General features: G+C 25.9%; 19 protein-coding genes. 3 read left to right on the top strand and 16 right to left on the bottom strand.

Annotated elements, in window-relative coordinates:
• Positions 1 to 23 precede the first annotated feature (23 nt).
• From Fi14EGH31_RS05450 to Fi14EGH31_RS05440, 3 genes are all read right to left on the bottom strand, one after another.
• A complete protein-coding gene (locus tag Fi14EGH31_RS05450) occupies positions 24 to 665 on the bottom strand; it encodes a hypothetical protein (protein ID WP_200765221.1) in 642 nt (213 codons plus the stop codon).
• The gene (locus Fi14EGH31_RS05445) at positions 662 to 1,360 is read right to left on the bottom strand and encodes a LytR/AlgR family response regulator transcription factor (RefSeq protein ID WP_117575916.1); all 699 of its coding nucleotides are present in this window, start codon (positions 1,358 to 1,360) and stop codon (positions 662 to 664) included. The genes Fi14EGH31_RS05450 and Fi14EGH31_RS05445 overlap by 4 nt, the downstream gene beginning before the upstream one ends.
• Before the next feature lie 80 nt (positions 1,361 to 1,440).
• A complete protein-coding gene (locus Fi14EGH31_RS05440) occupies positions 1,441 to 1,599 on the bottom strand; it encodes an AgrD family cyclic lactone autoinducer peptide (RefSeq protein ID WP_117575917.1) in 159 nt (52 codons plus the stop codon).
• Positions 1,600 to 1,761: 162 nt separating this feature from the next.
• On the opposite strand from Fi14EGH31_RS05440, the gene Fi14EGH31_RS05435 reads away from it, so the two are divergent.
• Both Fi14EGH31_RS05435 and Fi14EGH31_RS05430 read left to right on the top strand, forming a co-directional pair.
• Complete coding sequence (locus tag Fi14EGH31_RS05435) at positions 1,762 to 2,061, top strand: helix-turn-helix domain-containing protein (protein ID WP_117575918.1); 300 nt, start codon at positions 1,762 to 1,764, stop codon at positions 2,059 to 2,061.
• 1 nt (position 2,062) lies between these two features.
• Positions 2,063 to 2,608 (top strand): accessory gene regulator B family protein, encoded by a 546-nt coding sequence (locus tag Fi14EGH31_RS05430; RefSeq protein ID WP_158575456.1) that lies wholly within the window; start codon positions 2,063 to 2,065, stop codon positions 2,606 to 2,608.
• A gap of 209 nt (positions 2,609 to 2,817) precedes the next feature.
• Here the strand turns inward: Fi14EGH31_RS05430 and Fi14EGH31_RS05425 are convergent, their stop codons facing one another.
• The 12 genes from Fi14EGH31_RS05425 to Fi14EGH31_RS05370 all read right to left on the bottom strand — a co-directional run bounded on the left by Fi14EGH31_RS05425 (position 2,818) and on the right by Fi14EGH31_RS05370 (position 21,177).
• Entirely contained in the window at positions 2,818 to 3,504 is a 687-nt protein-coding gene (locus tag Fi14EGH31_RS05425; RefSeq protein ID WP_117575920.1) for a DarT1-associated NADAR antitoxin family protein, read from the bottom strand.
• Between the two features lie 27 nt (positions 3,505 to 3,531).
• Positions 3,532 to 4,164 carry a DarT ssDNA thymidine ADP-ribosyltransferase family protein gene (locus tag Fi14EGH31_RS05420; protein ID WP_117575921.1) on the bottom strand — a complete coding sequence of 211 codons (633 nt, stop codon included), beginning with the start codon at positions 4,162 to 4,164 and terminating at the stop codon, positions 3,532 to 3,534.
• Positions 4,165 to 4,251: 87 nt separating this feature from the next.
• The gene (locus tag Fi14EGH31_RS05415; protein WP_117575922.1) at positions 4,252 to 5,283 is read right to left on the bottom strand and encodes a hypothetical protein; all 1,032 of its coding nucleotides are present in this window, start codon (positions 5,281 to 5,283) and stop codon (positions 4,252 to 4,254) included.
• 177 nt (positions 5,284 to 5,460) lie between these two features.
• Entirely contained in the window at positions 5,461 to 6,231 is a 771-nt protein-coding gene (locus Fi14EGH31_RS05410; protein WP_117865379.1) for a hypothetical protein, read from the bottom strand.
• Between the two features lie 33 nt (positions 6,232 to 6,264).
• Positions 6,265 to 6,501, bottom strand: a complete 237-nt coding sequence (locus Fi14EGH31_RS05405; protein WP_117865381.1) for a hypothetical protein — start codon at positions 6,499 to 6,501, stop codon at positions 6,265 to 6,267.
• Between the two features lie 1,303 nt (positions 6,502 to 7,804).
• Positions 7,805 to 8,251, bottom strand: coding sequence for a hypothetical protein (locus tag Fi14EGH31_RS05400; protein ID WP_117575924.1), 447 nt, complete (start codon positions 8,249 to 8,251; stop codon positions 7,805 to 7,807).
• Positions 8,252 to 8,331: 80 nt separating this feature from the next.
• Positions 8,332 to 17,064 carry an RHS repeat-associated core domain-containing protein gene (locus Fi14EGH31_RS05395; RefSeq protein WP_200765220.1) on the bottom strand — a complete coding sequence of 2,911 codons (8,733 nt, stop codon included), beginning with the start codon at positions 17,062 to 17,064 and terminating at the stop codon, positions 8,332 to 8,334.
• A complete protein-coding gene (locus Fi14EGH31_RS05390) occupies positions 17,065 to 17,544 on the bottom strand; it encodes a YfgM family protein (protein WP_048924740.1) in 480 nt (159 codons plus the stop codon). It abuts the gene before it with no gap.
• Between the two features lie 337 nt (positions 17,545 to 17,881).
• On the bottom strand, positions 17,882 to 18,070 hold the full coding sequence (locus Fi14EGH31_RS15685) for a glutaminyl-peptide cyclotransferase (RefSeq protein ID WP_158548321.1): 189 nt from the start codon (positions 18,068 to 18,070) through the stop codon (positions 17,882 to 17,884).
• 18 nt (positions 18,071 to 18,088) lie between these two features.
• Complete coding sequence (locus Fi14EGH31_RS05380; protein ID WP_117576158.1) at positions 18,089 to 19,021, bottom strand: tyrosine-type recombinase/integrase; 933 nt, start codon at positions 19,019 to 19,021, stop codon at positions 18,089 to 18,091.
• Between the two features lie 105 nt (positions 19,022 to 19,126).
• Positions 19,127 to 20,365 (bottom strand): abortive infection system toxin AbiGii family protein, encoded by a 1,239-nt coding sequence (locus tag Fi14EGH31_RS05375; protein WP_200765219.1) that lies wholly within the window; start codon positions 20,363 to 20,365, stop codon positions 19,127 to 19,129.
• Entirely contained in the window at positions 20,365 to 21,177 is an 813-nt protein-coding gene (locus tag Fi14EGH31_RS05370; RefSeq protein WP_117576160.1) for an abortive infection system antitoxin AbiGi family protein, read from the bottom strand. The genes Fi14EGH31_RS05375 and Fi14EGH31_RS05370 overlap by 1 nt, the downstream gene beginning before the upstream one ends.
• A 114-nt stretch (positions 21,178 to 21,291) precedes the next feature.
• On the opposite strand from Fi14EGH31_RS05370, the gene Fi14EGH31_RS05365 reads away from it, so the two are divergent.
• Positions 21,292 to 23,103, top strand: a complete 1,812-nt coding sequence (locus Fi14EGH31_RS05365; protein ID WP_117829366.1) for a glycosyltransferase — start codon at positions 21,292 to 21,294, stop codon at positions 23,101 to 23,103.
• Here the strand turns inward: Fi14EGH31_RS05365 and Fi14EGH31_RS05360 are convergent.
• A complete protein-coding gene (locus tag Fi14EGH31_RS05360) occupies positions 23,100 to 26,384 on the bottom strand; it encodes a restriction endonuclease (RefSeq protein WP_200765218.1) in 3,285 nt (1,094 codons plus the stop codon). The genes Fi14EGH31_RS05365 and Fi14EGH31_RS05360 overlap by 4 nt on opposite strands.
• Positions 26,385 to 26,695 lie beyond the last annotated feature (311 nt).

Below are 26,695 nucleotides of genomic sequence, written 5' to 3'. Positions count from 1 at the left end.
TCTTCATTTAGAATGAGATTGTTTTAATATTCTTTTTGAATATTAAAATAAAATATAAAAAAAGAACAACACATGACAATTAATTGAAATAATAATTTATACATATTAGTAGAATTTACTATATGATAAAAAATCATTTCAAACAACAATGTATATACTCCTAAAAATGATAAAATAAATAAACAAAATGACCACCAGTAATTACCTACTAATAATCTATTTTTATTCAATCTATATTTATTGTCATAATATCTAAATAAATAAGCTAAAGCTAAAAATACAATTCTTGATAAAAGAGACAAGAAAATAATGTAAATATTATTAGAAGAAATTTGCATTGGATTTATGAAAAATATTGTGGAAACCAAAATAATAGACACTGTATTAGAAAAAAGTAGAATTATTATCAATATTGCCGGTACAATAAAATATATTAAATTTCTTTTTTTATCATAAAAAGAAGATATAAAAGTAAAAATTACAATCAAAATAATCATTAACCAATAATTATTTAATAGCAAATTATTAAATATAAAAGTAACTATTGTACAGACCAGTGTTAAAAAAATGACCAACTTGTTATTAATAATATTTAATGTTTTAAAATCAAAATAAGCAAGAATGAAATCTTCAATCAATGTCATAATAATATCAAAAAAAATCATCTTAAAAGAAACTCCTCATACTTTCTTACAAGCTCATCTTGATATTTCCGACCAACAAAATATTCTTCATCATTTAATGTTATAACACTTGTTTTATCCATTCTTTTAATAAAATTAAGATTAACTACTAAACTTCTTTCAATTTGAACTAGTTCATCAAAAGATATTTGATCCATAAATTTTTTTAAAGATGAATATATCAAATATTCCTTCTGATATGTATTAATATATAAATCATGACCTATGGACATAATATATTTTATATCGTTCAATCTAACAACATAACTTCTTCCATCCATTTTAATGCATATCTTTTTTAAATTTTCTTTTAAATAATCCTCTATTTGTTTCAATACTTTTACAATATCAAAATCATATTTTGTTTTTCTTATAAATTGAAAAAAACCGATAGATAATGCAGGAAAAACAAAATCCTCATGCATTGATACAAATACAATAATTATCTTAGGAAACTTAGATTTCAAATAAGCTCCTATATCAATCCCATTCATTTCAAAATTCAAATCAACATCTAAAAAAATGAGGTCAATTTGATCAATGTCCTTTATTGTATCAAACGAATCATTTAAAACAATAAAATTGATATTTTCATCTAGCTGTTTAAAATACAACTTAACATCTACTTTTAATTTATTAGAAAATTCAATATCATCATCAACTAAAACAATATTCATTATAAAAACCTCCAAAAAAGCAAAGAATTAAGTCATTAAGTAACTTAATTCTTTTCTTTCATTATATCATATTTGATATATTAAATATTAGTTTGTTTTTTTAATTTTTCTGGTTTTTTTGGCTCATATGGTCCTACAAAAGAATATGATGAACAAGATGTATATGCAAGTGAATTAAGAAAATCACATGCTTTTTTCGATACAGCTTTTTTTACCCTATTTTTACTACGTTCTTTCATAATTATCTCCTCCTTACTATAATCTAAATATAATTTAATGATATTTGTACATTTTTATCATATTATGCAATCTTTTATCATAAAAAACAAAAAATGTTGCAAATTGTAACATTGCGACCTAGAGTCGCAAGAATTTGTATATCTTTTTATTAGGTGATAAATATGTACAAAGAAATAATTGGTAAAAATTTAAAATATTTACGAGATAAGAAAAATGTTACACAAATATTAGCTGAAGAAATGACAGGCATAGATAGAACAACAATTTCTGCTTATGAATTGGCAAAAAGAGAACCAAGCGTAAGTAATTTAATATCACTTGCCAATTATTATAAAGTAACATTAGATTTTTTATGTGGGCGAAACCAAAGAATGATTATCGATATTACTGATCTTGATGAATTATCAAAAAATAAAATAATGTCTATAATTAATAATGTGGATAAAAAAAAGGAGCTATGATATGAACTTTAAAAATATTGTCAATAAGTTATGTTCACAATTTGATTCAAAAGCATATGATCAAGATATTTTAAAATACGGACTAGAAGTTTTGATTTATAATTTATTTACCATATTAATTTTAATCGTTTTGTCTATTTTATTTCAAAATTGTGGATTTGGATTATATTTTATACCTACTTTTTGTATATTGAGAATTACATTGGGAGGTTTTCATTGTAAAACAATATATGGATGTACCTCTTTAATGGTTATTATATACTCACTAACAAATATACTAAGTAAAGAAATCTTTTATCATAATTTATTAAAAATCGCTTCACCTATCCTAATTATATTACTTTTTATTATAAAGCCCTGTGAAGAAAATACTTTACATTTGAAAAATTATAATATTTACTACAAATATCTTCTTATTATTATTTTTTCTTTAGTTCTAATAATTTCTAAAAATAAAATTCTTAATTTAGGTATGTTTTCTGCTCTATTTGTTACAGAGCTAATGTACTATATTAAATATATAATTAATTTAAAAAATTATAACTAGATACCGCAATCTATTAAAAATATAATAATATTGATAAAGAATCCGAAAAGTAAAGATAGCTTTTCATTTTATTTTAACTTCCTTAATAAATATAAATATTTATATTCTTACAAAGATCATATACAAATAATTTGAATTTAAAAAAGCACAGAATAATCCGATAACTAATAACCGTGAAATTTTGTGCTTTTTAAAATTTACTATTTTTTTTACATTTTGAAAATATTTAGTTGCTCAACTTTGTTATGGTGCTTTTCTCCATACACTACTTTAAAAAATGATTCCTTTGACTTCATTGCTTCTTCTAATTTTTTTGATTTACTAAGTCCTACAAAAATTGCTACAGCTCTTGCCTGACAATTAACAGATCTTTTAGGATTAAATTCAATATCAGAAAAACTATCATATTCTAATATTCTCTTAGCCAATCCAGGATTTCTATATAAAGAATTGATATAAAGCCAATTATAAAAATAATCTTTAGGTTCTAAGGGAAAAATCATATCAAAGTAATTAAAATGTATCAATTCTCCACTTTCTTTCAATCTTTTGTCTCTTTTTGCATCTTTTGGATTTTTTGATAGTAAATCTCTATATGGTCCACCATTTTTAAAGGTCTTACTTCCTTGAAAAAGACATTCAACAAAAAAGTAATTGTTCTTATATTTTACTTTTAAATTGAAAGCACTAAGTTTAACTCCTAAATCAGAAGTACTTTTTGTTGAAATATCAATAATTTTTCTATTTTTAAATTTAAAAATATAATTGGATTGTAAACTATTCAAGCTTTTTTGTTTTTGAATTTTAGAAAAACCTGAATAATAGACAAAATCTACATCTATCTCTTCGTAAAACGGATAATAAGGTAAAGTATGAAATATTGGTCTACTAGCCACTATACTATGTCATCTCCTTTTTTATTTTCACCAACAGGAATAGTCTCTTCTAGGTAAAAAGTATCCTATATTAACACAACTTAGAATCCCAAATTTATTTAAAAAATCTTTATATTCATTATATACATCTTCCGACTCAAAATATACAAATTTGATAGATTTATATGATATTTCTTCAAATAGTAAAATTTCAGCTTGCGGATCAGTTGTCTCATTATCTGATAATTTCAATTGTTCACGAGTGAAATAATGATTGTTTTCGGAAAACATTTTTTTAAAAGAATCAACTGTCATTCTTTCTTCAATCGGTATCTTACCTAATAAATGATTTGCTGCATTTGTATAATTAAATGCACATTTTTTTGATAAAACAGAATACGCATCGATTACTAAAACCGCCCAATTTTTAGATGTATCTTGAGTTCTTATTGAATAAAACATTTTATAATTTGGAAAAGTAATAGATAAAGAAGTTGCATTTTCAAATCCGTCATATCTATATACATCATTTTCTTGAAAATTCATTGATTCTTCTTTTAAAGTACTTTTTGGAAGAAGTCCATAATTTATAATACTCTTCAAGTTTAATACATTTGTAAAATGAACACAATCTTCAATATGTCTACTTTTTGCATATTGTATAATACTTTGATTATTCATATAATATCACCTCTATTTTTTAATTCTATGTTAGAAAAGCAAGTAACTATCCTCAGCCAAACCATTCATAAATAATTTTATTCTTACTTATTTTTTTGATCTATGTAAAAATCTTGCCTTTAATTTATTTATATCATTTTTCATATTTTTTAGAGAAAAGGAGCGATTTCCGATATCTAAACTGAATTGTTTACCTACTTCACTAATGTTTTCTTTACCATTAAAATAATAATCATAATTAATAATTACATCCTTTAATACTTCTATAAATTGTTTCATTTGCTTTTCTTCTTTTTTTAAATATCCCAATAAGAAATTTGTCTCATATTTTTTATATAAATAAATAAGGAATTTATAAAAAAAATATGAACTTACTATCACAATTAAAGTAAAAACTAGAACAATAATTATATCTTTCTTATTCTCAATCTTATTAAAAGATAATAAATTTGTTAAAAAGACAGTTAAAAAAATGGTTAAAAAGGAAACATATATGTTTATATTTGATGTATTAGCTATTTCTAAAGATATGCTTCTTATAGAATTCTCCATAAATTTATATATTGTCATTAATTGTTCTTTAGAATAGCCTTGCAATTGTTTTTTTATGAATTTTTCCTTTTCTTCTTCTAAGTATTCTTTAATTGTTTCATTAACGCTAGGAACTTGTATTTTACTAATAACCTTATGAATTGCTTTCTTGTACCATTTTTTCTTAATTGATTTATTAATATCAACCTCACTAGTTTCATTAAAAATCTTTTTATATTTTTTCTCTTCAATTCCAAAGGTATCCATAACCTTGTTTGCCAAAAAGTTTTCCCCAAAGAACAAAGTAATCACTGTAATAAACATAAAAAATAATAATTCTCCTATATAACATAAAAATGATTTACCATCATGAATACTAATCATTTCAAAAGATTTAGCATTTAATTTAAATCCCAACTTATAAAAGTAATATAGGAATATCACTAAAACAATAAAAATAACTTCTATTATGTATATAAGATTTGCATATATGCCCGTTTTCTTTATCATTGCTCTACTTGTACATGTATTATCAAATTCTTTATATAATTTTTCCGCACTCTTTAATTTTACAACTTCTTTTTTCAATTTGTATTTCCTCTCTAACTTAACAATAAGACATTAGAAAAATTTTACCAATGTCTTATTGTCTATATTCAGTTTTATTCTTTTAAAATTTCTTTTAATAAAAAATTATTTTATTTAAAATAATCATTATTTAATTTAATAGATTACTTTTATATAATTCTTTCACCTCCAACAAGATTATATTAATTTATATCCATTATTTTCCAATAATGTAGATAGATTATATATATACCCTTTACCTTTCACAGGATATTTCCAAAAATTATCAAGTCGTACTATTACATAATCATTTTTTATAGATAAGCGACAAACCCCTATGTTAGTATCATCGTCAAATTTAATTTCATATTTCTTACCCTCTGTTAAATAATAAATTTCTATAATATTTTTACTATACCTATATAGAACAGGTTTATCATATTTGTCTAATATTAAATCTCCAATAAATTCCCCAAAATATCCTATGGCGAATTTAGAATATGAAACTTCTTTTTCTCCTTTACGTATTCCAAATCTACAATCTACATTTTTAACTTGCCATAATACAATATCATTTTTTAAATCAAATACACTTATATCATATTCACTTTTTTCTAATTTCAAATTTTTCTTATATTCAATACAATAATAACCATTCCTAGAAAATGTCAATGTTTTATTAGGTACCATAAAATCTAAATGATTATATTTCTTTAAATGATAATTTTCATCTATTTCATAATAAGAGCAATATTTATTCTTTTTATTTTGTAAATCAATTTCAACATCTAATTTAAATATTAGTCTACCCTTGTGGTAATAAACCTGTTTATCAATATGTTTAATCTCTTTTTTATTTATTTTTTCTAGTTTCTTTTTTTCTATATCATATACACATAATAAGATATCTTTATTACAATAGCTATCACATAAAATAAATATTTTATCGTTATTGAATTGTTGAATCAATGATACATAATGTTGCCGAGATACAGTTTTTTTTTAAATAATATTTTTTTCTTTCAAATCATAAATAAAGATATTAGAACCAGTTGTTGATCCTATCAACAACTGGTTATCATATGTAATATGTGTATTGGAAACATATTTCATATTTACCCTAAATAGCTTATTTTCTTCCATATCAAATATAGTAATGAATGTATTCGCATAAAGAACAGCGTATTTTTCATAGGGAGAAATATAAATATTATCAATAATCAAATTTTTTTCTACCATATATCCTCCTCGTATAAGTATTTAAATAAAATGTAATTCAACTAAATATATTGACTATCGTTGACTCATATCCTAAATCTAGAAATAAAATACATATCCAAAGTAAATCATTGGTCCATATAATAAACCAATGATTTACTATTATTTTTTGCACCCTAATTACTTTTTTCATATTTAACAAAAAACATGTTCTTTAGTTGTAATGATTCAAGTCTTTTAAATATCAATCAAATACTGAAATTATACTCATAATTTCATTTATACTATATATTTCTACCAAAATACTTTTGATTTCTTTTCACCTTTAATAAATTCCATTTACAATTCCACTAAAAATAATTCTATAAATAATCCACTATTATTAAAAAATGTATTTACGAATGTTGTACTTACCATACTTTTAGATGTATTCTCTTATCATAATATTTTAATTTATTCATTTATATACACTTATCTATTTGAAATTCAAATTATTATAATCAAATTTAACATCTTTCTTTAAATCAAGTGCCCATAATATCAATTCAACATCTTCATTATTATAATTAAATTGCAATGTCATATGTTTAACATTTTCCTCGTCACATTACCTATTAATTCTTCTATCCAATCTTCAAATGAAACATTATCAAAAGATGTACACCCCACAAGAATACCTAAGCATAATAATAAACATATTATTTTCCTTCTTAAAGCTATTTAATTTCTGTTAACATAGGAAATAAATGGAATAGTTCATGTTATTGATTTTGTTACAGCTTATACTATTTTTTTAGTTATTATTAAATTATTTTATAGATAACATAAGAAAAATAATATGTATCATTCAATCATTTTGAATACGATATCTTTTAGATCATCAAATCCTAGAAAAATAAATGTAAATAGCATCTCAATAACCGGTAAAGATATCACAGACTAAAAAAGAAAATCATAGATTATATCTCTATATTCCCCATTGGAATAAAGATTAATATTATGCTACATATAATAACCTGTGAATATTTCACTTTCACAGATTGGTTATATAATGCCTGTTTAGAGAATATAGATTTTCTTTTATCATTCATCTTCGTTAATAAAAGATATTATAAATATAAAGCTAATAGATATTTCCACTATTTTAATCACAACTAATAATTTTATCATTACACTGATAATTAACAAAATATTTCCTTTATAAAATATAATAATTATAACATTGTAAGTAGCATGAAAATTATTTCATTATTTTCTGTTTCCTTTTTTGTTACATTCCTAGTAGCTTATCTATAAATGAATAAATATTGTATATCCTACATATCTACTCAATCATTTTATAACAAATTGCTTTTAAACCACCTAAGCCAAAGCCAAGAAAAAGTGCATTAGACAACATTTTTGTAAAGTCGACTGCTTGTTTAAAAAAATAATCATAAACAATCCCAAAATCAACAAATAAAAACACAATAAGTAATGTCGAAAACATAAATGCTTGTATATATTTATTCTTAACTGATTTTTTATATAAGTTTAGTTTGTATGAATTAGGATCTTTCTCTGCTATTCTTCTACGGTCATCTTCAGTTATAAAAGGAATTGTATAGATAAAACTCACACTAATTTCACATAATTTCATGATAATTAACGATCCTATCATTGCAAGAAGTATAAAAAAAATATTTCCTGAAATGAATAAACAAGCAAATAAATGAATACCGATTATTCCTTTTTCCACATTGTTATAAATTAATTTAATATTTTTTTTCATATATATCCTACCTACCTATATTTTTTTATTTATTAAAGATTATACAGGTAAAATACAATTAATATTCTACCTGTATATAACTAACATGCTAAAAGTTTATTAATAAAAATATTTATTCTAAATAAAAGACCTATACCTAAATCAGCAATATTTACAATTTCAAAAACATTTTCCACACTATCGTAACTCCATCCAAACTCTATTCCTATTCCCGTAACTATTCCTAAATCAAGTTTTGTAAAGCTATTAACCATTATACTATATGTAATTTCGTAAAATACTAGCTGACATTTTATTTTATGATCGAAAGAACCTGTTTTTAAATCGATAGAAGGAAGTTGCGCACCAAATTCCACAACAGTTATCGTTTTGATTGAGCCTTTACCTACAAACTCAGTTGTATTCATAGTAAATGTATATCCATTTCCAAAATCATTAAATTTTGAAACAAAAGCATCCGATGTCTTACTTCCGTTAAGACTTATATATCTTCCGCCTAGATAACTAACTCCTATATCAGACTTATAAGGTGGTATTTTAATGCGATCTCTATATTCTTCATATTTATTCTTTATCCAAGAAACTTTATTTTCCTTATATGCTTCGTTTCTCAACTGCTCAATTGTACTAGAAATTGCTTTTTGAGTGCCTTTATCTTTATATTTACCGTAATAGTCTTTTTTTAATTTATTACAGTATTTTTCAATCGAATCACTCACTACTTTATCATTTGGACAAGGTTCTGGTATTTTTTTCTGAATGGTTTTAGCCGTTTGTTTTACAGTCTTATTTACTATTTTTCTTGTTTCTGAAACTGTTTTCTTAATTCCATTTGTAACAGATGAAGTAGCACCTTTTCCTTTACTAGGTGTTGGATTTAGATTATGATTGTTGTCATCCTTCTTTTTCTTTTTAGAATTTTTATTTGCTACTTTAATGGCTTTTTCCTTTTCTTCTCTTTTTCTTTTTTCATTAGCAGCAAGTCCTATGCCTAATAAACCAATTCCAGTATATGATAGTATTCCTAAAACAACCATTGTTGTAATTCCAAAATGTCCACTAGGATCTACATACTTGTATTGATTATTCAAACAGTATGTGTATCGGTTTTGACTTGTAATGTTATCTTGTGTTCCCTTATAATCATCTATCTGTACGAACTGTCCAATTCTTGGATTGTAGTATCTTGCTCTTAAATAGATGTTTCCTGTTGTATCAAGCTTTTCTCCATCATAACCATAACCGCTTGTTTTATCATCTGTTTTTCCAAAGTCATCATATTCAATCTGTGACATTGTCCCTTTTGATGATATTTCAGCCATTACACTTTGATTGTTTCCACTTAGATAAGTTTGTGTTCCATCTGCACTTTCTGTTGAGATTCGTTCTTCTCCATAGATATGAACATCATCATTTTCAGAAAGCACAAGTGTATTTTCAGCTGTCTTATCTAAAAGATAATCTTTGTATTCACATTTTTCATTGGATTTTGGATCCTTAATGAGATTACTTGCACACAATCCATTTTTTCTTCTGTATGTAAGCTGATATCTCATTGCATCAAATGATTCATCTGATTTTTTCGCATCCAACAGTTCTTCTACTTCAGTAAATGGTAATGACTGCATATAGTCGAACCATTCTTCTGTATCCTGTTTGTAATCTAAATCATATGGGCTGTTGATGATCTTTTCTTCATGAATTCGATCACCTTCACCATCATATTCATAATTGTAAGTTCTATCTCTGTTTGTTTTTAAAGTAGTCAATTGACCAAATTCATCATATTGATAATATTCTTTGTATCCACCTGCGTAGTAGATATCTCTTACATTTCCATTTTTATCATAATAGATATCAGTAAGTCCATCTTTTGATTTAATACTTGTCAACTGATTTTTGTCATTGTAACGATAGATTTTATTTGTTCCATCACTTGATGACTCTACTTTGTTTCCAAAAAGATCATAGCTGTATTCAGTTATGACTGTTTTTCCATCAATCGTTTTTGTTGAAGCTTTCAATTCATCCGATTCATTGTAGTCATAGCTGTTAACGACACCATTGATTGTTTCTGAAATAACATTGTCCTGTCCGTCATACTCATATTTGTATTCTGACAGCATCTTGTCACCTTTAGTATTGACATAAGCTGTTCTACGATTCAGTTCATCATAACTGTAATCTGTAGTAATACCATTTCTTTCTAATGATTTTGTATTTCCTCTTACATCATAGCTGTAAGATGCATATTCCTTGCCATTTTTAGAAACCTTGTCTATTTTATCAAACTGACTATAGGTATAGCCTATTGTATAATCATTATACTTAATTTCAGTTCTGTTTCCATAGATATCCCATTTATATTCAACATTATTGTCGTTGGCATCTTTAACCTTTGTAATATTGTTGAACTTGTCATAGGTATACTTGACACTCTTATTGTTATAGTCTGCTTCTAAAAGGTTGTCATAGGCATCATATTTGAACTGTCTTGTTCCTTCTGAAAGCTTTCTTCCCAATGCATCATATGAATAATCGATCGTTGTTCCATCGTTTTTTGTATAAGATGTCATTTGACCGAAATCATCATACTGATAAGTTTCAGTAAGTCCATATTCGCTTACTTCTTTAATAAGATTATCAGCTTCATCATATTCATAAGTTGCTTTTTTATCATTATAACTTCTTTCAACAAGATTGTTGTTTCCGTCATAATCGTACTTCATCACTCTTTCAAGAGGACTTTGTACCTTTGTCATGTTATTTAAGCTGTCGTATTGATATCTTGTAATAAAGCCATTGCTGTTTGTTTCTGCAATCATATTGCTGTTGGCATCATATTCTCTTTTGATAACATGATCATAGATATCTTTATATTGAACAGCATTGCCTTCTTCATCATAATCAACAGATACAATTGCTTTCATGCTTCCATCTTCCAATGATGGGTAAAGATACTGTACTGGATGTTTTAAAGCATCATAGCGATATTGTGTTGTAAGACCCTTTTCAGTTTTTTCAACAACATTGCTTACAGCATCATATTTTTTTGAAATGATTTCCTTGTCGTTTTGTTTTTGACTTACTTCTCTTCCTAAAGCATCATAACTGTATGTTGTCACCTTATCCTTATTTTCTGTTTTCTTGATAAGTTGTGAATTGACATCATATTTGTTAACTTTTTCATGTTCTTCATAGGTTTCTTTTGTCTTATTTCCATATTTGTCATATTCATAAGTTGAAACATATTTTAAGGCATTTGTTGATTTAACGATTTGATTCAAATCATTATATTCATTTTCTTTTGTTGTCTTATCATTTTCTTTGACAGAAACAAGTCTGCCAAGAGAATCATATTTATTAACTGTTGTCTTTCTTGGTTCAACAGTTTTTACTACCTGACCAAGCAGATCATATTCATTTTCTGTAACATTTTTATTTGGATCTGTTTCTTTGATCTTTTGACCATAAATATCATATTCATACTCGCTGACAAATCCATTTTGGTTTGTTGCTTTTGATACAAATCCTTGGTCATTATATTCAAATGTTGCTTTGTTTCCAAGCTTGTCTGTCATTTCAGTAAGCTGGAATTTGTCATTGTAAACGTAAGATACTGCAAATCCTCTCTTGTCAACTTCTTTTTCAACAAGTCCGAAGGCATTGTAATGTGTCTGTGAACTGTTTCCAAGGGCATCCGTTTCCTTAATAACATTGCCATAGATATCATATTCTTTAAGAGTTGCATTTCCAGCAGCATCTGTTTCCTTGATGACTTGACCCTTGGCATCATAATCTGTCTTGGTTACATTTCCAAGCTTGTCTGTCTTTTCAACAGCCTGTCCTAAAGCATCATATTTGACCGTATCTGTTTTATCAGTAAATGAATCGTGTGTTGAAACAAGCTGACCTTTGGCATCATAACTGTATGTTAATGTTTTCTTGCCATCTGTTGAATCACTGACTTTTCTGTTTAACAGATCATATGTCGAATCAGTTACCGAACCAAGATGATTCGTCGTCTTGACTACATTTCCATATTTGTCGTATTCATAATCTGTTGCTTCATTTGTATTGCTTACTTCTTTAACAACACGACCATACTTGTCATATGTCTTGCTTGAAACTCTGCCATATGGATCTGTTGAGCTGACTTCCTGACTGAAGTCATCATATTCATGAGTTGTTACTTTTCCACCATTATCAGATGTTTTGGTTACATTTCCATTTTTATCATATTCTGTTTCTGTAACAAGTCCTGTTGTCTGATTCGTAGACTTGATGACCTGATCAAAACTATCATATTCTTCAACAGTGACCTCACTGATCTTGTTTGTTTTTGTAACACGCCCGTATTCATCATAAGATTTGATTTCTACCGGTGTATCATTGATTGTTGTCTTAGTTACATTCCCAAACTTGTCATATTCAAATTTTGTTGTATTTTTATAGGCATCAACCGTTTCGGCTTGTTGACCCTTGTCATTGTATTTATAAGTTGTAATGTTTCCAAGTTTATCAACATCCTGAACCAGAATACTGTTGATATCATAAATTTTTCTTTCGCTGTTTCCTTTAGCATCAATCGTTTCTGTTTCATTGTCCATTGCATCATATTTATGTTGTGTAACATTCCCTAGTTCATCCGTTTCCTTAACAAGTCTGTCGAGCTTATCATATTCACTTGTCTTTGTATTTCCATAGGTATCTGTTTCACTGAGAGTGTTTCCATAAACATCATAGCTGTATGTTGTTGTCTTTTTATCTTCTGTCTTTTTAATCAGTTGACCATAGACATCATATTTATTTGAAATAGCAACACCTTGCTCATTGACCTCTTTAATGACCCTGTCAAAAATATCATATTCTTTGGTATTGGCAAGTCCTCTTTGATCTACTGTCTTAATGATATTTCCATTTTTATCATATTCTTTTGTTTCAGTTTTTCCATTAGGTAAAGTTGTTTTTACAACTCTGTTAAACTCATCATATTCATAGGATGTAACATTTCCTCTTGCATCTGTTGTCTTTACAAGATTATCTCCATCATATTCATTTGATGTTGTATTTCCTTTTCCATCAACTGTCTTGATTTCATGACCGACTGCATCATAAGTATGCGTTGTAACCTGACCATAGGCATCTGTTTCCTTTACGATTTGTCCTTTGGCGTCATACGTATATTTTTTAGTAAGTCCTTGTTCATCTGTTTCACTGATAATACGATCACGATTGTCATACTTCTTAGATGTTTTTAGATTTCCCTTTTGAGTTTGGATAGCGTTGTTATTTTTATCATATACTGTAACTGTTTTGCTTCCAAGCTTGTCGATATATTCAACAACGTTTCCATTTCCATCATATTTGTATTCTTCACTGTTTCCATAGGAATCTGTTTTCTTGATGATCTGATTGCGATTGTCATAGACATACGTTGTTGTACGACCGTTTGAATCAGATTCATTAACAATATTTCCCATGGCATCATAGCTGTAGTTTTCTACCAGACCATTGCTGTGAGTAACTGTTACAACCTGATTACCATCGTAGGCATAGCTTTTCCATACACCAAGAGCATCTGTTTCTTTGACAAGAAGGTTCTGTTCATTATATTCATAAGTCACACCTTTTCTGTCTTCACTGTTTTCATAAATCAGATTGCTGTTGCTGTCATATTTATAGGTTTCTTTCGTACCATCCGCAGATGTTTTTGATGTTACATTATCATTTTCATCATAGGTATATTTTTCACTTGTTCCATCTGGATTGCTTTGCAATGTCAGATAGCCTTTTTTATTGTACTCATATGTTGTCTTTTGACCTTTTTCATCTGTTTCACTGATCATATTTCCAGCATCATTATAGCTGTAACTTTTCGATGATCCATCCGCCTTTGTAATTTTTGTTACCTTATAGCTGTCATCAAGAACATACTTTTCTGTTTCCTTATCATTATAGGTAACACTTGTCGTATTTCCCTTATAGTCAAAAGAGACCTTGTTTCCATTGGCATCCGTTTGTGAAACGACAACTCCGTTATCCTTATAAGTATTTTGTGCCAAAGTATTCCCATTTTTGTCTGTAATACTTTTTACCTTGCCATTTTTATCATAACTGTATTGTTCACTGTTTCCATTGGCATCAATAAATACTGTAAGCTGTCTGTCTGCGTTATATTGATATTGTACATTTGTACCATTTGGCAAGTTGATTTTGCTGACAAGATGATAATCATTGTATTCAAACGTTACTTGTTTGTTTCCCATATCAATATTTGTAATAAATCCATATTCATCATAGTTGATACGTGATTCAAATCCCGTTTTCGTTTTAATAGATGTCAGAATTCCATATTCATCAAAGATATATGTAACATCTTCTTTATCATCTTTAATAGAAACATAGTCACCATCAACATTGACAGTAAGACGATCAATAAGTTTAGGTACATATTTTCCATCTTTCTTTTCAATTTTTAAGATCTTTCCATCTCCTCTGTAAAAGATCATGTTATCGTCTTTATCATAGGAAATATACTGTTCAATATTTGATGAATAATTGTTTCCAAAAATCGATGCATTATCTTCTCCATAAGAGTTATAGACACGCGTCAAGATTAATTCATCAAAATCTGTTAAAGTAAAATCTTTTGATTCATGATAGAAGTTTCCAATACTTGTATTAACTGGATCGGCAACTGCACAGTTTCCGTAGCATGCAGGCCCTCTGTAAACATATTTTGCCTCAAAAGATGAAAGCTTTAATGGTGGTCTGTAGACATCCTTAGGTACTTTTGGATTATCTTTTGCAAATCTTAAGAAAAGAACATCTCCCTCTTTGACCTTGTTTGTAGATGTATTATTGTCTTTTTTAATATCATCTACCTTCAAGCCATAGTGTGATGCAATAGATTTAAGATTATCTCCAAGTTTTACCTTATAGATAATAAATCCGTCTGTAATCAGTTCTTTTTCTGACTCAGTGCCATCCTTTTTAACTTTCATTCGATATTCATAGAACGTATCGTATTTTGGAATATCTCCAATTTTTAGATAGCTCGTTGTATAGTTGACTTCACCCTTTTCATATTTTTGGGTTCCATCAATTGGATCAGTTATATAAACTGGATCAATGAAATAAGGTGAACTTTTTTCTTTGGCCTGTTGTGATTTTACAAGTTCAAAATCTGTTTCATTTGTTTTGGCATAAAGATCAAAATCAATATCACTGTTTGGCTTAGCAATACCATCCATGCTGATTGCTTCGAAATATTGACCGTCTTTACTGTAAACTCTTAATTCATTGTCAAACTCGTTGATGTCCAGATTTGGATCGACATCAAAATCATCACAGTGATAAATTTCAACCTTTGGCAGATTTCCTGTTGATTCTGAATTAAAAACATTACATTTCCAGTTAGGCGATTCATCCGTAACTTGCAGAATCAATGTTTTCTTTTGCCCATCCTTTAATTCTTGGACGTGCTTTGTAATATCAAATTCTTTAAATCCTTTTGGTTTAGAAAACTTGGTATTTGAAATAAACTGTTTTTGGTTATCTGCCGGCTGTGTATTCCATGTAACCTTACCGGGATCAACATAGCTGGAGTTATAGATATTGATATCATTTAACTCATTGGCACGATCCAGATCCTGTTCCTTATAAAGTTTCAAAACAGCATTTTCAACTCTTTGATTTTCACCGATATTTGGCATTGCAAAATAGATAAAAGTTCTAGCAATTTTAATATTGCTATTTTTACCACCGTAGAAGTTATCATCATATCCAACAAACAAATCTGAATATTGACTTTGGATATTTGGTCTTCCTGAACGGATATAGCTTGATTCAAGATCAATAACATCCACATTTTCAACTGCCACATTTGATCTGGCAACAACAGGATAGACTCTGTCTTCTTCACTTAACCAAGATGTTGTTAATGACAATGTAACTTTGATATTGCCATTATCAAGCTCCTTATAGTCATATCCTACTTCCTGATTTCTGTTTCCATCCTTATCAACAAGATAAGGTGCATTTAATACAAAGACTTCTTTTTTATCTTTCTTAAAAACAATAGATCCTGCATCATTTTTACTGACATTATAGTCATCTTTGTAAACTTCAAATGAATAAGTATCTTTATCAAGTTCCCCATTGATATAGATATTTTGTGAAACCGTATTTGAATTGATTCTATATTCTAAATCTAAATTTTTTTCTACTTCTGAATACAGAATAACATTTTCTTTGATAGCATAATTTGTAAGACTTCCAGAAGGCATAACTGTAAGTACATTATCTTTAGGATCTGTAATTTCTAATACGCCTTTTTGAATGTTGATGTCATAAAGACCATCTTTATTTTCATAAGAAGGGGTTGATCTGAATAACGATGTTTTCTTTTCTATATCGTTATCAATCTCAACATATTTTCCATCTTCTTTTTTATGTATCTGCTCGAAATAAAAATCTGTCACATATTCCCCACTTGACAGTTTATAAGTTTTTGTGTTTTCTGTTCTTAATTTAATGATTTCCTGATCATTTTGTCTTGAAGTATCTTCTTCGTCTACCGAAGGTTCTTTTGTAATAACATCAGGATTTCCTTTTTCTATTATTTGTGCAGATGTCTTATGAACATTATTGATATTTTCATCATAATATTCTCCATATGGATCCTGTTCCTTGATTTTTTCAAGTTCTTCTGCATATACTTTTCCAAACAGTTCAAGCTGACCAATTGCCATAGCTAGAACTATCATAGAAATGATGGCTATCTTTATTTTATTAAGTCCAGCTTTCATCTAAACAGCCTCCTCATTACTATAATGTTGATAATAATAATCATGATAGGCATTGTATGCTTTTTGAAGATCATCTACATCTTTTTCGCATAGCATATTGACCCATGCCTTTGTCGAAAATGAATGAAGCTTTTTTACGATAGCCTGTTGCAGCTCCATCATTTGTCTGACATAAGGATCTTTACTGTTAGAGTTTTCCTGAATCTGTTTATTTAAAATACTCTGACATTCCTGAACTTCTTGATACCACCCATCGTCACAGAAATTACTTCCGTTTATTATTTTCAAAATAATAAGCATATTAGATACAGGTGTCATTTTACTGTCAAATTTACCACTGCATTCATAATAGCCATTATCCTCAATTGCCTGTGTTTTCTGACTTGTCTGATAATAAACAGCGCCACTTACACCAACAACTGATAAAAATACGATGAGTCCAACAATGATATTTCTTGTCGTCCATTTCTTAAAACGCATAATTTATCCTCCCTCTTTCTCTTAAATACATGATTATGTATTTTTTATTATGAATAATTTATAAATCATCCATGTACTATACATTTTAAAAAATATCTATAAAAACTGTGACTTATTCATCATAGAATGCATTTTTTTATCATAGAAAACATAATTAAATAAGTTATAAGTATGTAATGCCACTATATCTTTAAATAATTTTATAGAATATATTTATAAAAAAATGAATCTTGTCATTTGCTTACATTTTCCAAATAACAAAATTCATTTCAATTTATCTATTTTAAATTTCTATATTTAAAATAGTCCTTTATACTAAAAAATTACGTTAGTCGAACTAAAAAAATTCTTGGCCATTTTTTCCTAATATTAAAAAAAGATTATCTTTTATATGTGCTATACCATTTAATTCGTTAATATTTCTATTTATTTTTTTACAATAATTTATTAATTCAGTACAATTAAAAATTTTTTCAACTCTTTTTGTACTTAAATTTATTTTATAAATATATCTACTTTTCCACACATAAAAATTAATATCTATCTAATTAGTTTTATTTTTTATTATAAAACCATTTATAGGATTTTTTTCTGTCATTATTTCTTTTTGCTTGAAATATGTAACATGTGTATAAATTTGTGTTGTTGAAATTGAGCTATGTCCTAAAATACTTTGTATATATCTAATATCAACTCCTTTTTCTAATAATGTTGTAGCAAAAGTGTGTCTAAACATGTGTGGTGTTACATGAGTTTGTAAAGATAATTCTTTCTCTAACTTATTTAATAATATTCTCACGGTCTGTTCGGACAAGGATTGATCAAACTTATTCAAAAAAAGGTATTCACAATCTATATTTTCTCTATAAAGCTGTATATAAGTTTTACAAAGTTCAATAACATCTGTATTTCCTACATACAAAATTCTTTCTTTTGATCCTTTACCAACTATTTTTAATGATTTTTCTTGTAAATTAATATCTTTTAATTTTATATTGCATAATTCAGATATTCTTACTCCTGTTGAAAATAATAAACATATAATAGTAATATTTCTAAAAGATATTTTCTTTTGAAAATTTGTTTTTGAGTTGTCAACCTCATCTAGCAAATACTGAATAATTTTACTAATATACTCTTTATGTATTGTTTTAGGCAACACTTTTGGTTCTTTTATTTTTGTCCTTATTTTTTGAAATGGTGAATATTCTACTATTTCTATATATTCTAAGTAAGAATAAAACGCTTTAACACTCGCTATCTTTCTTTTTATGGTTTTACATTTAGTATATTTTTTATTTAAAAAGTGAATATAATCCTTTATTGTTTTTGTAACTTCTGTTGAAGCATCTATAAAATCAATATATTGTTTTAAATCAATTTTATATGCTCTTAGCGTTTTATCACTTAATCTTTTTCGCAGTAAACAGTCTTCATAATAAGTTTCTAAATATTTTTCCAATTCTTCTTTTTTCATATTTGTTTCTCCCTTCAATATAATTAAGATTATATTGAAGGAAAATACACAAAATAAAGATATTTTTATAATTTAATAATTTGGTATGTCAAGCTTCTTTATAAATTAATAATAGATAGGAATTGAATATTCAGCATTTTGTAACTCAGTTAGATGATCCTTTTTGCTAAAAAATTTTTCAAGATCATGTTCATTTTTAAATAATTGTACACTTTCATATGTTTTATTTTCATCGTTTTCTTTTAAAATCAAATGAATTTTTTTCGTTTCTTCAGAGTTTTCAATCTCATCAATAAACAAATTAAAATAACTTTTTAATTTTAATACATCTATTTTTTCCCCTAATAAATTAAAACTGTATTTTTCAGAATATTCTAAACATAAATTTCTTTCTTTATTTTCTTTTACATCTTTGATAAACCATTCTGGTATGTTCTCATACGAAAAAGATAATGTATTTATTTTTTTATTAATCCTTAATGCTTTATTTTCTATAAACGATTTATATAACAAAAGTATATTGTCTAAATCTTTCTTATCTAATAAGTCATTAGTAATTGTAAATCTTAAGCCCAGTATTTTTTCTATTTGATAAACCTTATTCCATAAATCAATTAATTTTTCTCGCTTTTCATATTTTTCGTCTTTACCTTTCGAGCCTTTAATATATGTATCATTAATATACATTCCCTTATTAAATAACGATTGCATAAAAATTAATGTTTCAAGATATTCTTTAATTGTAGTATTTTGTAGTTTATTTATTTCTATATTGAATTTAATACGTTCATTATCTATTTCGTAATCAATGAGGAGCTTTGAATTGGGTGAAGTTACAAATCTTTTTTTTGTTAAACTATCAATAGGTTTTTGAATAAATGTATAAACATATGATTTTTCTCCATTACCTATTTTTAATTCAATACTTTTATTCATTTTTTCTGGAAAAATCACCAATTTTTCAGGTATAGGATCTGCTATAATATCTTTAGAAATTATAAATTCATTATTATCGATTTTTTCATTATTAATAAATTGTTGAAAATTCTTTAGAGGTTTTAAAGTTAATGGCCTTTGAGAGTTATAAGAATAATCTATCAAATCCTCCATTGTTAATTTTTCTTTTTGACATTTATCTTTAATTTCATCTAGATTCTCAATTTCAAAATTTTTAAATCCTAATTCAACCTTTCCATTTGTTGCTTCTAACATATATGTCCCATTTTCTTTATAAACATATTCCAAATTCCCATTCCATTTTTTAGATAACTCTTCCAATACAGATTGTGGTAGAAAACCATCATTATAATTTTGATTTTTAAAATTTTTAATAAAATTTGCCATCAAAAATCACCCTCCATTTCTTTCCAAATACATATTTTTGTTATTAATAAATCCTTTTCCTCTTGTGTACAATCTAATTTTTTTATTCTCTTTATCATATTTTTTCTTTGACTATCATTATTTACAAAAATATATTTAATATCTTCATAATCAAACTGTAAATAATATCCTTTATCTTTGATTATTTTATTATATGACTCTATAATATTTTGGTGATTAATTACGTTTTCTTCTACAATAATTTCTCCAAAATCTAATCCGTTGATTTCAGGTACATATCGCCATTCTTTTTCGTCTGTAAAATCTTTTATTCTTTTTGTTTTCAAATCCCTTCCAATTACAGGTTTCATATATTTAAAAACATAATTTGTCATTTCGCCTATATCTGCTAATACGTCATCATCAGATGAATATTGCATAGCAGCATTATATGACTTTCTTATTGAATTATAAAAAGAAGACTCTTGATTATAATAAATCACGGGTTGTAGGTTGTTTCTTATTCCCCATTCTTTTGTTAAACCTATGCAATATGTACCATATTCTTTCTTGTGCGCTTGAACCATATGTAAAGGAATATTACAAAAACATTTCATCGCAACACTAATATTTTTTATATCTAAATCTAAGTATTCTAGACTTTCTTTACAATATCTAGGATAAATCTTTTTATCACTTATCATTTCATTTAAATAATTAAACTTATTTACAAAATGAAAGAAAGTATTTGCACTTTGATAGGAAACAGGAAATTTATCATCTGATGTTATACCTATAGGTTTAGTTCTTATTACATTATTATTTCTATCCATTTTTATCACCTTCTATATTTCATCTTATAATTCTATCACTGTTATTTTTTATAAACAAGCTCCTCTATTCTAGTAATGATAATTGAATATTATCAATAGAAGGAGGAATTGAATATGAAAAAAATAATTCATTATTGTTGGTTTGGTAATAAAAAAATGGAAGATTATACAATAGCTTGTATTAAAAGTTGGCAAGAACATTTTCCAAATTATCAAATAATGGTATGGAATGAAAATAATTTTGATGTGAATATATGTGACTATACAAAAGAAGCATATGAAGCTAAACAATATGCATTTGTATCTGATTATGTAAGACTATATGCATTATATAACTATGGAGGTATCTATTTTGATACAGATTATGAAGTTTTTAAAAATTTTGAAGATTTATTAACTGCAGATCTTACTTTAGGGTTTGAAAGTATTGGAAAAGTTCAAACTGCTATGATGTTTTCAAAAAAAAGCAATCCTAATTTATTACATTTAATAAATTATTATAATACTCAACACTTTATTCAAAGTGATAAGAGCTATTCTCAAATAACAAATGTAGAAATAATATCAAATTATCTTTTAAAACTTGGTTTAAAAAACAAAAATGTTTATCAAAAGTTTAACAATATAGAAATTTACCCATCTGAATATTTTTGTCCTATTGATTTTAATTCTGGAAGTATTAATATAACTAAAAAAAGCATGGGTATCCATTCTTTTTCTGGAACATGGCTTGATAAAAATCAAAAAATCTATTTCAAAAATAAAAGACTACTCGGTAGAGAGGAAGCTAAAGAAAAGCAATTAATATTTAAGAACAGTTCATCAAATTTTTTAAAATATTCAATAATAATTACATTTTATAAAAACTTAAATCAATTACAAGCTTGTCTTAATGCACTTAGTATAGCCTTAAAGAATAGAAAAGACTATGAAATCATAATTGTCAACGACAATGAATTTCAAAAACTAAATAGAAATCATTTTAATAATATTAAAAATATAGACAATTTAAATATTATTAACAATGACAAAAATGTTGGATATTCTGCAGCCTGTAATATCGGTTCAAGCAATTCAAACGGAGAATACCTAATTTTTATAGATTCAGACATTATTGTGGATAGCATGTGGTTAATAGAAATGGAATTAACTGCAAAAAAACACCCTGATTTTGGCGCAATATCTTCAAAAATATTAAAACAATCAAACAATGGTATTGAGTATTTTGGTATGCTACTATATGAAGTTGATTCTATCAAACCAAAATATCAAAATAATCGTCCTAGTAAATATATATCAAAAGATAGAAAATTTAATATTGTTACCTCAGGATCAATGCTTATTTCTAAAAAACTGTTCAATTCTATTGGTGGTTTTGATGAAACACTCTATAATTCGCATTGTGATTTAGATTTATCATTAAAAATTTCCTCAAAAAATAATTACGTTTCAAATAAATCTATTGCTTATCATGGTGGTGCAACATCAGGTGATATAAGATATGTTTCTTATATCAAAGCACGATCACTATTTTTTAAAAAATGGGCTTCATTTAATATGAATGATATAACTCTAAAAGAATTAGAAGAAATGTATTCAGAATATAAAGAAAACATTTCTTCTCGATATTACAAAGTATTTAATTTTTCAAATACAAGATACGATGAGGTTTATTTAAAAGTTTTGGAAAAAGCATTAAATATACATATTGTTTCTAAAATTGATTTGCGTAACACATCTCAATCTCCAATACAATTATATAATTTATTAGATTATTCCATTGTTGAAACTTCAATGCCTATAATTTACTTTGTAGATAATTTTAATTTAATAATTAATAATAAACTTTGGTTTAATGAACGACCATTTAAAAGAGATTTAATCATTGACTGGAATGGAAATATTATACCTATTAATGAAATTTAATAGATATAATCCATTCCCTTAAAGTTCCACATTGTCCATGATTGTCCAATATCCGTATTTTTTTTACACACTTTCTTACAATATTTAATAAAAAAAGGATCGTGTATCATACTCAAATTATTTAAAACATCCTCTGTTGATTTACCTAACATTTTTATTATAATCAAATAATTAGATACTATAGGATACATTTTTAAATATATGTTTGCACTTTGTATCTGTAAATAAGCAGTTTTAATGTATTCGTATGCCATCACATTTTCATTTAATAACATATATGCTACTCCTATATTATTATTTAACTTAGCAACTGCTGCAGAATGTTGATTAACTTCACATTCTGCTTGTATATTTTTTAGTTCATTAATAGCTTTCTTGTAGTCACCTTTATACATTTGACATAAAGCTATAAGATTCTTAATGCGAAATTTTTCATATATCGAAAGACAACTATGGTTTTCTTCAAATTCTCTTGATAGCCTTTTAATTGCTTTATCATACTGTTCTTCTAAAATATCTACAAATGCTTCATGCCATGTTATTTCGTGTTTACGATAGACAGTTTCATCAATACTTTGATAATAATCTGAAATTGCCATTTTTAAATATTCTATTGTCTTTTTTTTATTTTCTTCTTTAAATTTACTATAAAAGTACATTAATGCTATATCACTATATGTTGTACTTGTCCAAAATTTTGAATTATTTTCTATCGTTTCTGCTACACGTAATGATTTTTCAAATATATCTTTTGCCTTATCAATCTTATTTATTGATAAATAAGTTACTGCTTCTCTATTATAAAGTAGAAAATCGTGAATTTTTGATTTAGGGTTTATTGTTTTATAAATCTTTATAATTTCCAAAGCTTCATCAAATCTATTAGATTGTAATTGAGAATTAATAGCGTCCCTGAAAAAATCACATATCTCTTCAATATCAATAATTGCTTGATTAGTTATATATAATTTAGACAATTCATAGAATATATTACAACTTTCATCTTTTTTTCCTAAAGATGAACATGCAAACGCATATAAGTGTGCACATTGTAAATACAATTTGATATTCTTTGTTTTTAAAGATTTGTTATTATACAAATTTTTTCCAAATTCAATCGCTTGTATGTAACTAAAATCATTTATATAATCAATTAGTATTTCTTTTGCAAGTTTTGAGTATTCGTAAATCTTATTTTGACAATAGTAAATATTGTAACTTACTAATTTTTTTTGTTCAAATTCATTGTTTTGCATAAAATTAATTATTCTATCTATTACTTTATATGTATATATACCTTCTTTTTTAAAAAATAAATACATTGAATCATGATAAAATGAATATATATTATCTTCAATTTTTATAATCGAATATTCTTTCAAAATATCAATTGCTTCGCTTGAATCAACTATTCTAAATAATGAATATGTATCAATGGAATTATTAAATAAAACTAATGTTGATATTATTTTTTTTAAAGAAGATAAAAATTCTTTATGTTGTTCGAAGATTGCATTAATTTTGTTTTTAAATATTAATTTAAATCCTGAGAAGAATTCATTTAAAATATTAGAAAATTTATCCTTATTGTATACATACCACTCTTCATTACTATGTTGTGCTAAAATTGAGTTTTGTTTTAAATAATCAGACACCATTGTGACTTCTAAAGGATTATCTCCAAATTTATGTACTAATTGTTCTACCAATGAATCATTTGCATCAAATCTTTTTAAAGATTCCATCCAAAATGTTATAACATCTTTTTCAAACCATCTAGGATTAAAAAACAAATATTGATTAGGTTTTGAATTTCGACTATGATTAATTACTTTTTTATAGTTCTCTATTATTTCTATGTTTTCATTTGATACTTTTTCGGTATTAAGCGCAGTTATCAATATAACATGAATATTATTATTTTCAAAATCTTCAATTAAATTTATAAGCAAATTTAAAAATACTGAATTACTATTTTGGATGTTATCTATTGAAATAATAATTGGTTTGTTTTTCGATCTTTCTTTAATTAAAATAGCGGTATATTGACTAATATAATTAATAATATTAATAAAATCATTACTTTGATCATTTTTGAAGATAAAATTAGATATTATTTTTGCTGCATTTTCTGTGATTTTTGGAGAAATTATTAATTTTTCTAATTGCTCTTGCGTATAAAATATATTTCTTTGTTTATATGAAATACCCGCTATATCACAAATGATTCTTCGAATTATGTCTAAATCTTGATAGTTATAACTATCATACGAAAAAAAAAGATAATCATTTTCTAGAGCTCTAGGTTTCATTTCATTGATAATTCGCGATTTTCCACATCCTGTTTTTCCTTCTATTTCAATATATTGAAATAATCCTGTTTTATTTTTCACAATAGCATTAGCAAAATCGTTACATATAAATTCTATGTATTTACTTCCCTGCAGTGGATGCCAATTATATCTTTTTAGACTTAATATTGGTAATTGATTATCATTGTAATATGTTTTATCATCGTAATCATAGCTTAAAATAATATTTGGCATTTCGATTTCTTTACCATGCAGTTTCTTTACATGACATAAAAAAGTTATTAAATAATCAGAAAATGGTTTTATTTCTTCAGATATCCATTCATCTTTGTATGTATTTAAAATTTCTATATTATCGTCATCATCCAACCAATCAATCTTAATGTTTGAAAAATAATGATTGGTTGTATTACTTATAAAAACATTTGTATAAAACATATCTGAATCTCTCAAATAAAAAGTATTTTTATATTCAGGATCACAAATACCTATTTCATTTAACTTTATTTTTATCGATAGTTTATCTTGTATTTCTTTCTGATTTATTTTATAACTTGGAAAATATTTATTTACTAATTCAGGATATTTTATTAATTCATTTTTTAAAAGTGTATCATCAAGAAATTGAACCTCAAAATTTAGTCTTCTACTAATATGGATAATTTCTTTTTTTGCCGAATCTCGAATCAGACTTGAAGAAAAAAATATTATTTTATTAATATTATGCGCTATAACAAGTACAACATTTTTACCTATTTCTTCTAAACCAATATTTCTTCTATGATGCTTACATTCTGCCCAAATTTTATATTCATGTATTTCATCAAAAAACTTCGTTTCAATATCTTTTCCGCCATCATGTGTATAACGAGTATGGAATAAAATATAATCATCTTTATTATAGATTTGTTTTGCATATTCAAAACACATTTCTTCAAAAGTAGCTGGTGTTAGTGTATAAAAATCCATATTCTTCGCCCTCCTGTATTAATGATAATATTCAATTATCTATGCTTAATATTATCATTTTTATGTATTAATAACAATTTTCTTATATCTTATTCTTGTTTTCTATAAAATACAACTTATTAAATTAATGTTTTTTCTATAATATTTAAAACCTATGTAAATCGAAATATATTTTATAGAACCTATGTCAAATTTTTATAAAAAATAGCGAGATAACTATACCCGCTATTTTTAGTAATTTTAAAGACAAAAACTAATAATTTAAATAATATAGTCCTTCTTGTTCTACTATAAGAATATTTTAACTAATA

It is taken from the genome of Faecalibacillus intestinalis (assembly GCF_015097455.1).
GTDB classification, from domain to species: domain Bacteria; phylum Bacillota_I; class Bacilli_A; order Erysipelotrichales; family Coprobacillaceae; genus Faecalibacillus; species Faecalibacillus intestinalis.
This window is presented reverse-complemented; position numbering and strand designations above follow the sequence as displayed.

Coding starts and splice junctions, on each gene's coding strand:
- Fi14EGH31_RS05450 (WP_200765221.1), bottom strand. CDS start 665: ATGATTTTTTTTGATATTATTATGACATTGATTGAAGATTTCATTCTT.
- Fi14EGH31_RS05445 (WP_117575916.1), bottom strand. CDS start 1,360: ATGAATATTGTTTTAGTTGATGATGATATTGAATTTTCTAATAAATTA.
- Fi14EGH31_RS05440 (WP_117575917.1), bottom strand. CDS start 1,599: ATGAAAGAACGTAGTAAAAATAGGGTAAAAAAAGCTGTATCGAAAAAA.
- Fi14EGH31_RS05435 (WP_117575918.1), top strand. CDS start 1,762: ATGTACAAAGAAATAATTGGTAAAAATTTAAAATATTTACGAGATAAG.
- Fi14EGH31_RS05430 (WP_158575456.1), top strand. CDS start 2,063: ATGAACTTTAAAAATATTGTCAATAAGTTATGTTCACAATTTGATTCA.
- Fi14EGH31_RS05420 (WP_117575921.1), bottom strand. CDS start 4,164: ATGAATAATCAAAGTATTATACAATATGCAAAAAGTAGACATATTGAA.
- Fi14EGH31_RS05405 (WP_117865381.1), bottom strand. CDS start 6,501: ATGGTAGAAAAAAATTTGATTATTGATAATATTTATATTTCTCCCTAT.
- Fi14EGH31_RS05400 (WP_117575924.1), bottom strand. CDS start 8,251: ATGAAAAAAAATATTAAATTAATTTATAACAATGTGGAAAAAGGAATA.
- Fi14EGH31_RS05395 (WP_200765220.1), bottom strand. CDS start 17,064: ATGAAAGCTGGACTTAATAAAATAAAGATAGCCATCATTTCTATGATA.
- Fi14EGH31_RS05390 (WP_048924740.1), bottom strand. CDS start 17,544: ATGCGTTTTAAGAAATGGACGACAAGAAATATCATTGTTGGACTCATC.
- Fi14EGH31_RS05380 (WP_117576158.1), bottom strand. CDS start 19,021: ATGAAAAAAGAAGAATTGGAAAAATATTTAGAAACTTATTATGAAGAC.
- Fi14EGH31_RS05375 (WP_200765219.1), bottom strand. CDS start 20,365: ATGGCAAATTTTATTAAAAATTTTAAAAATCAAAATTATAATGATGGT.
- Fi14EGH31_RS05370 (WP_117576160.1), bottom strand. CDS start 21,177: ATGGATAGAAATAATAATGTAATAAGAACTAAACCTATAGGTATAACA.
- Fi14EGH31_RS05365 (WP_117829366.1), top strand. CDS start 21,292: ATGAAAAAAATAATTCATTATTGTTGGTTTGGTAATAAAAAAATGGAA.
- Fi14EGH31_RS05360 (WP_200765218.1), bottom strand. CDS start 26,384: ATGGATTTTTATACACTAACACCAGCTACTTTTGAAGAAATGTGTTTT.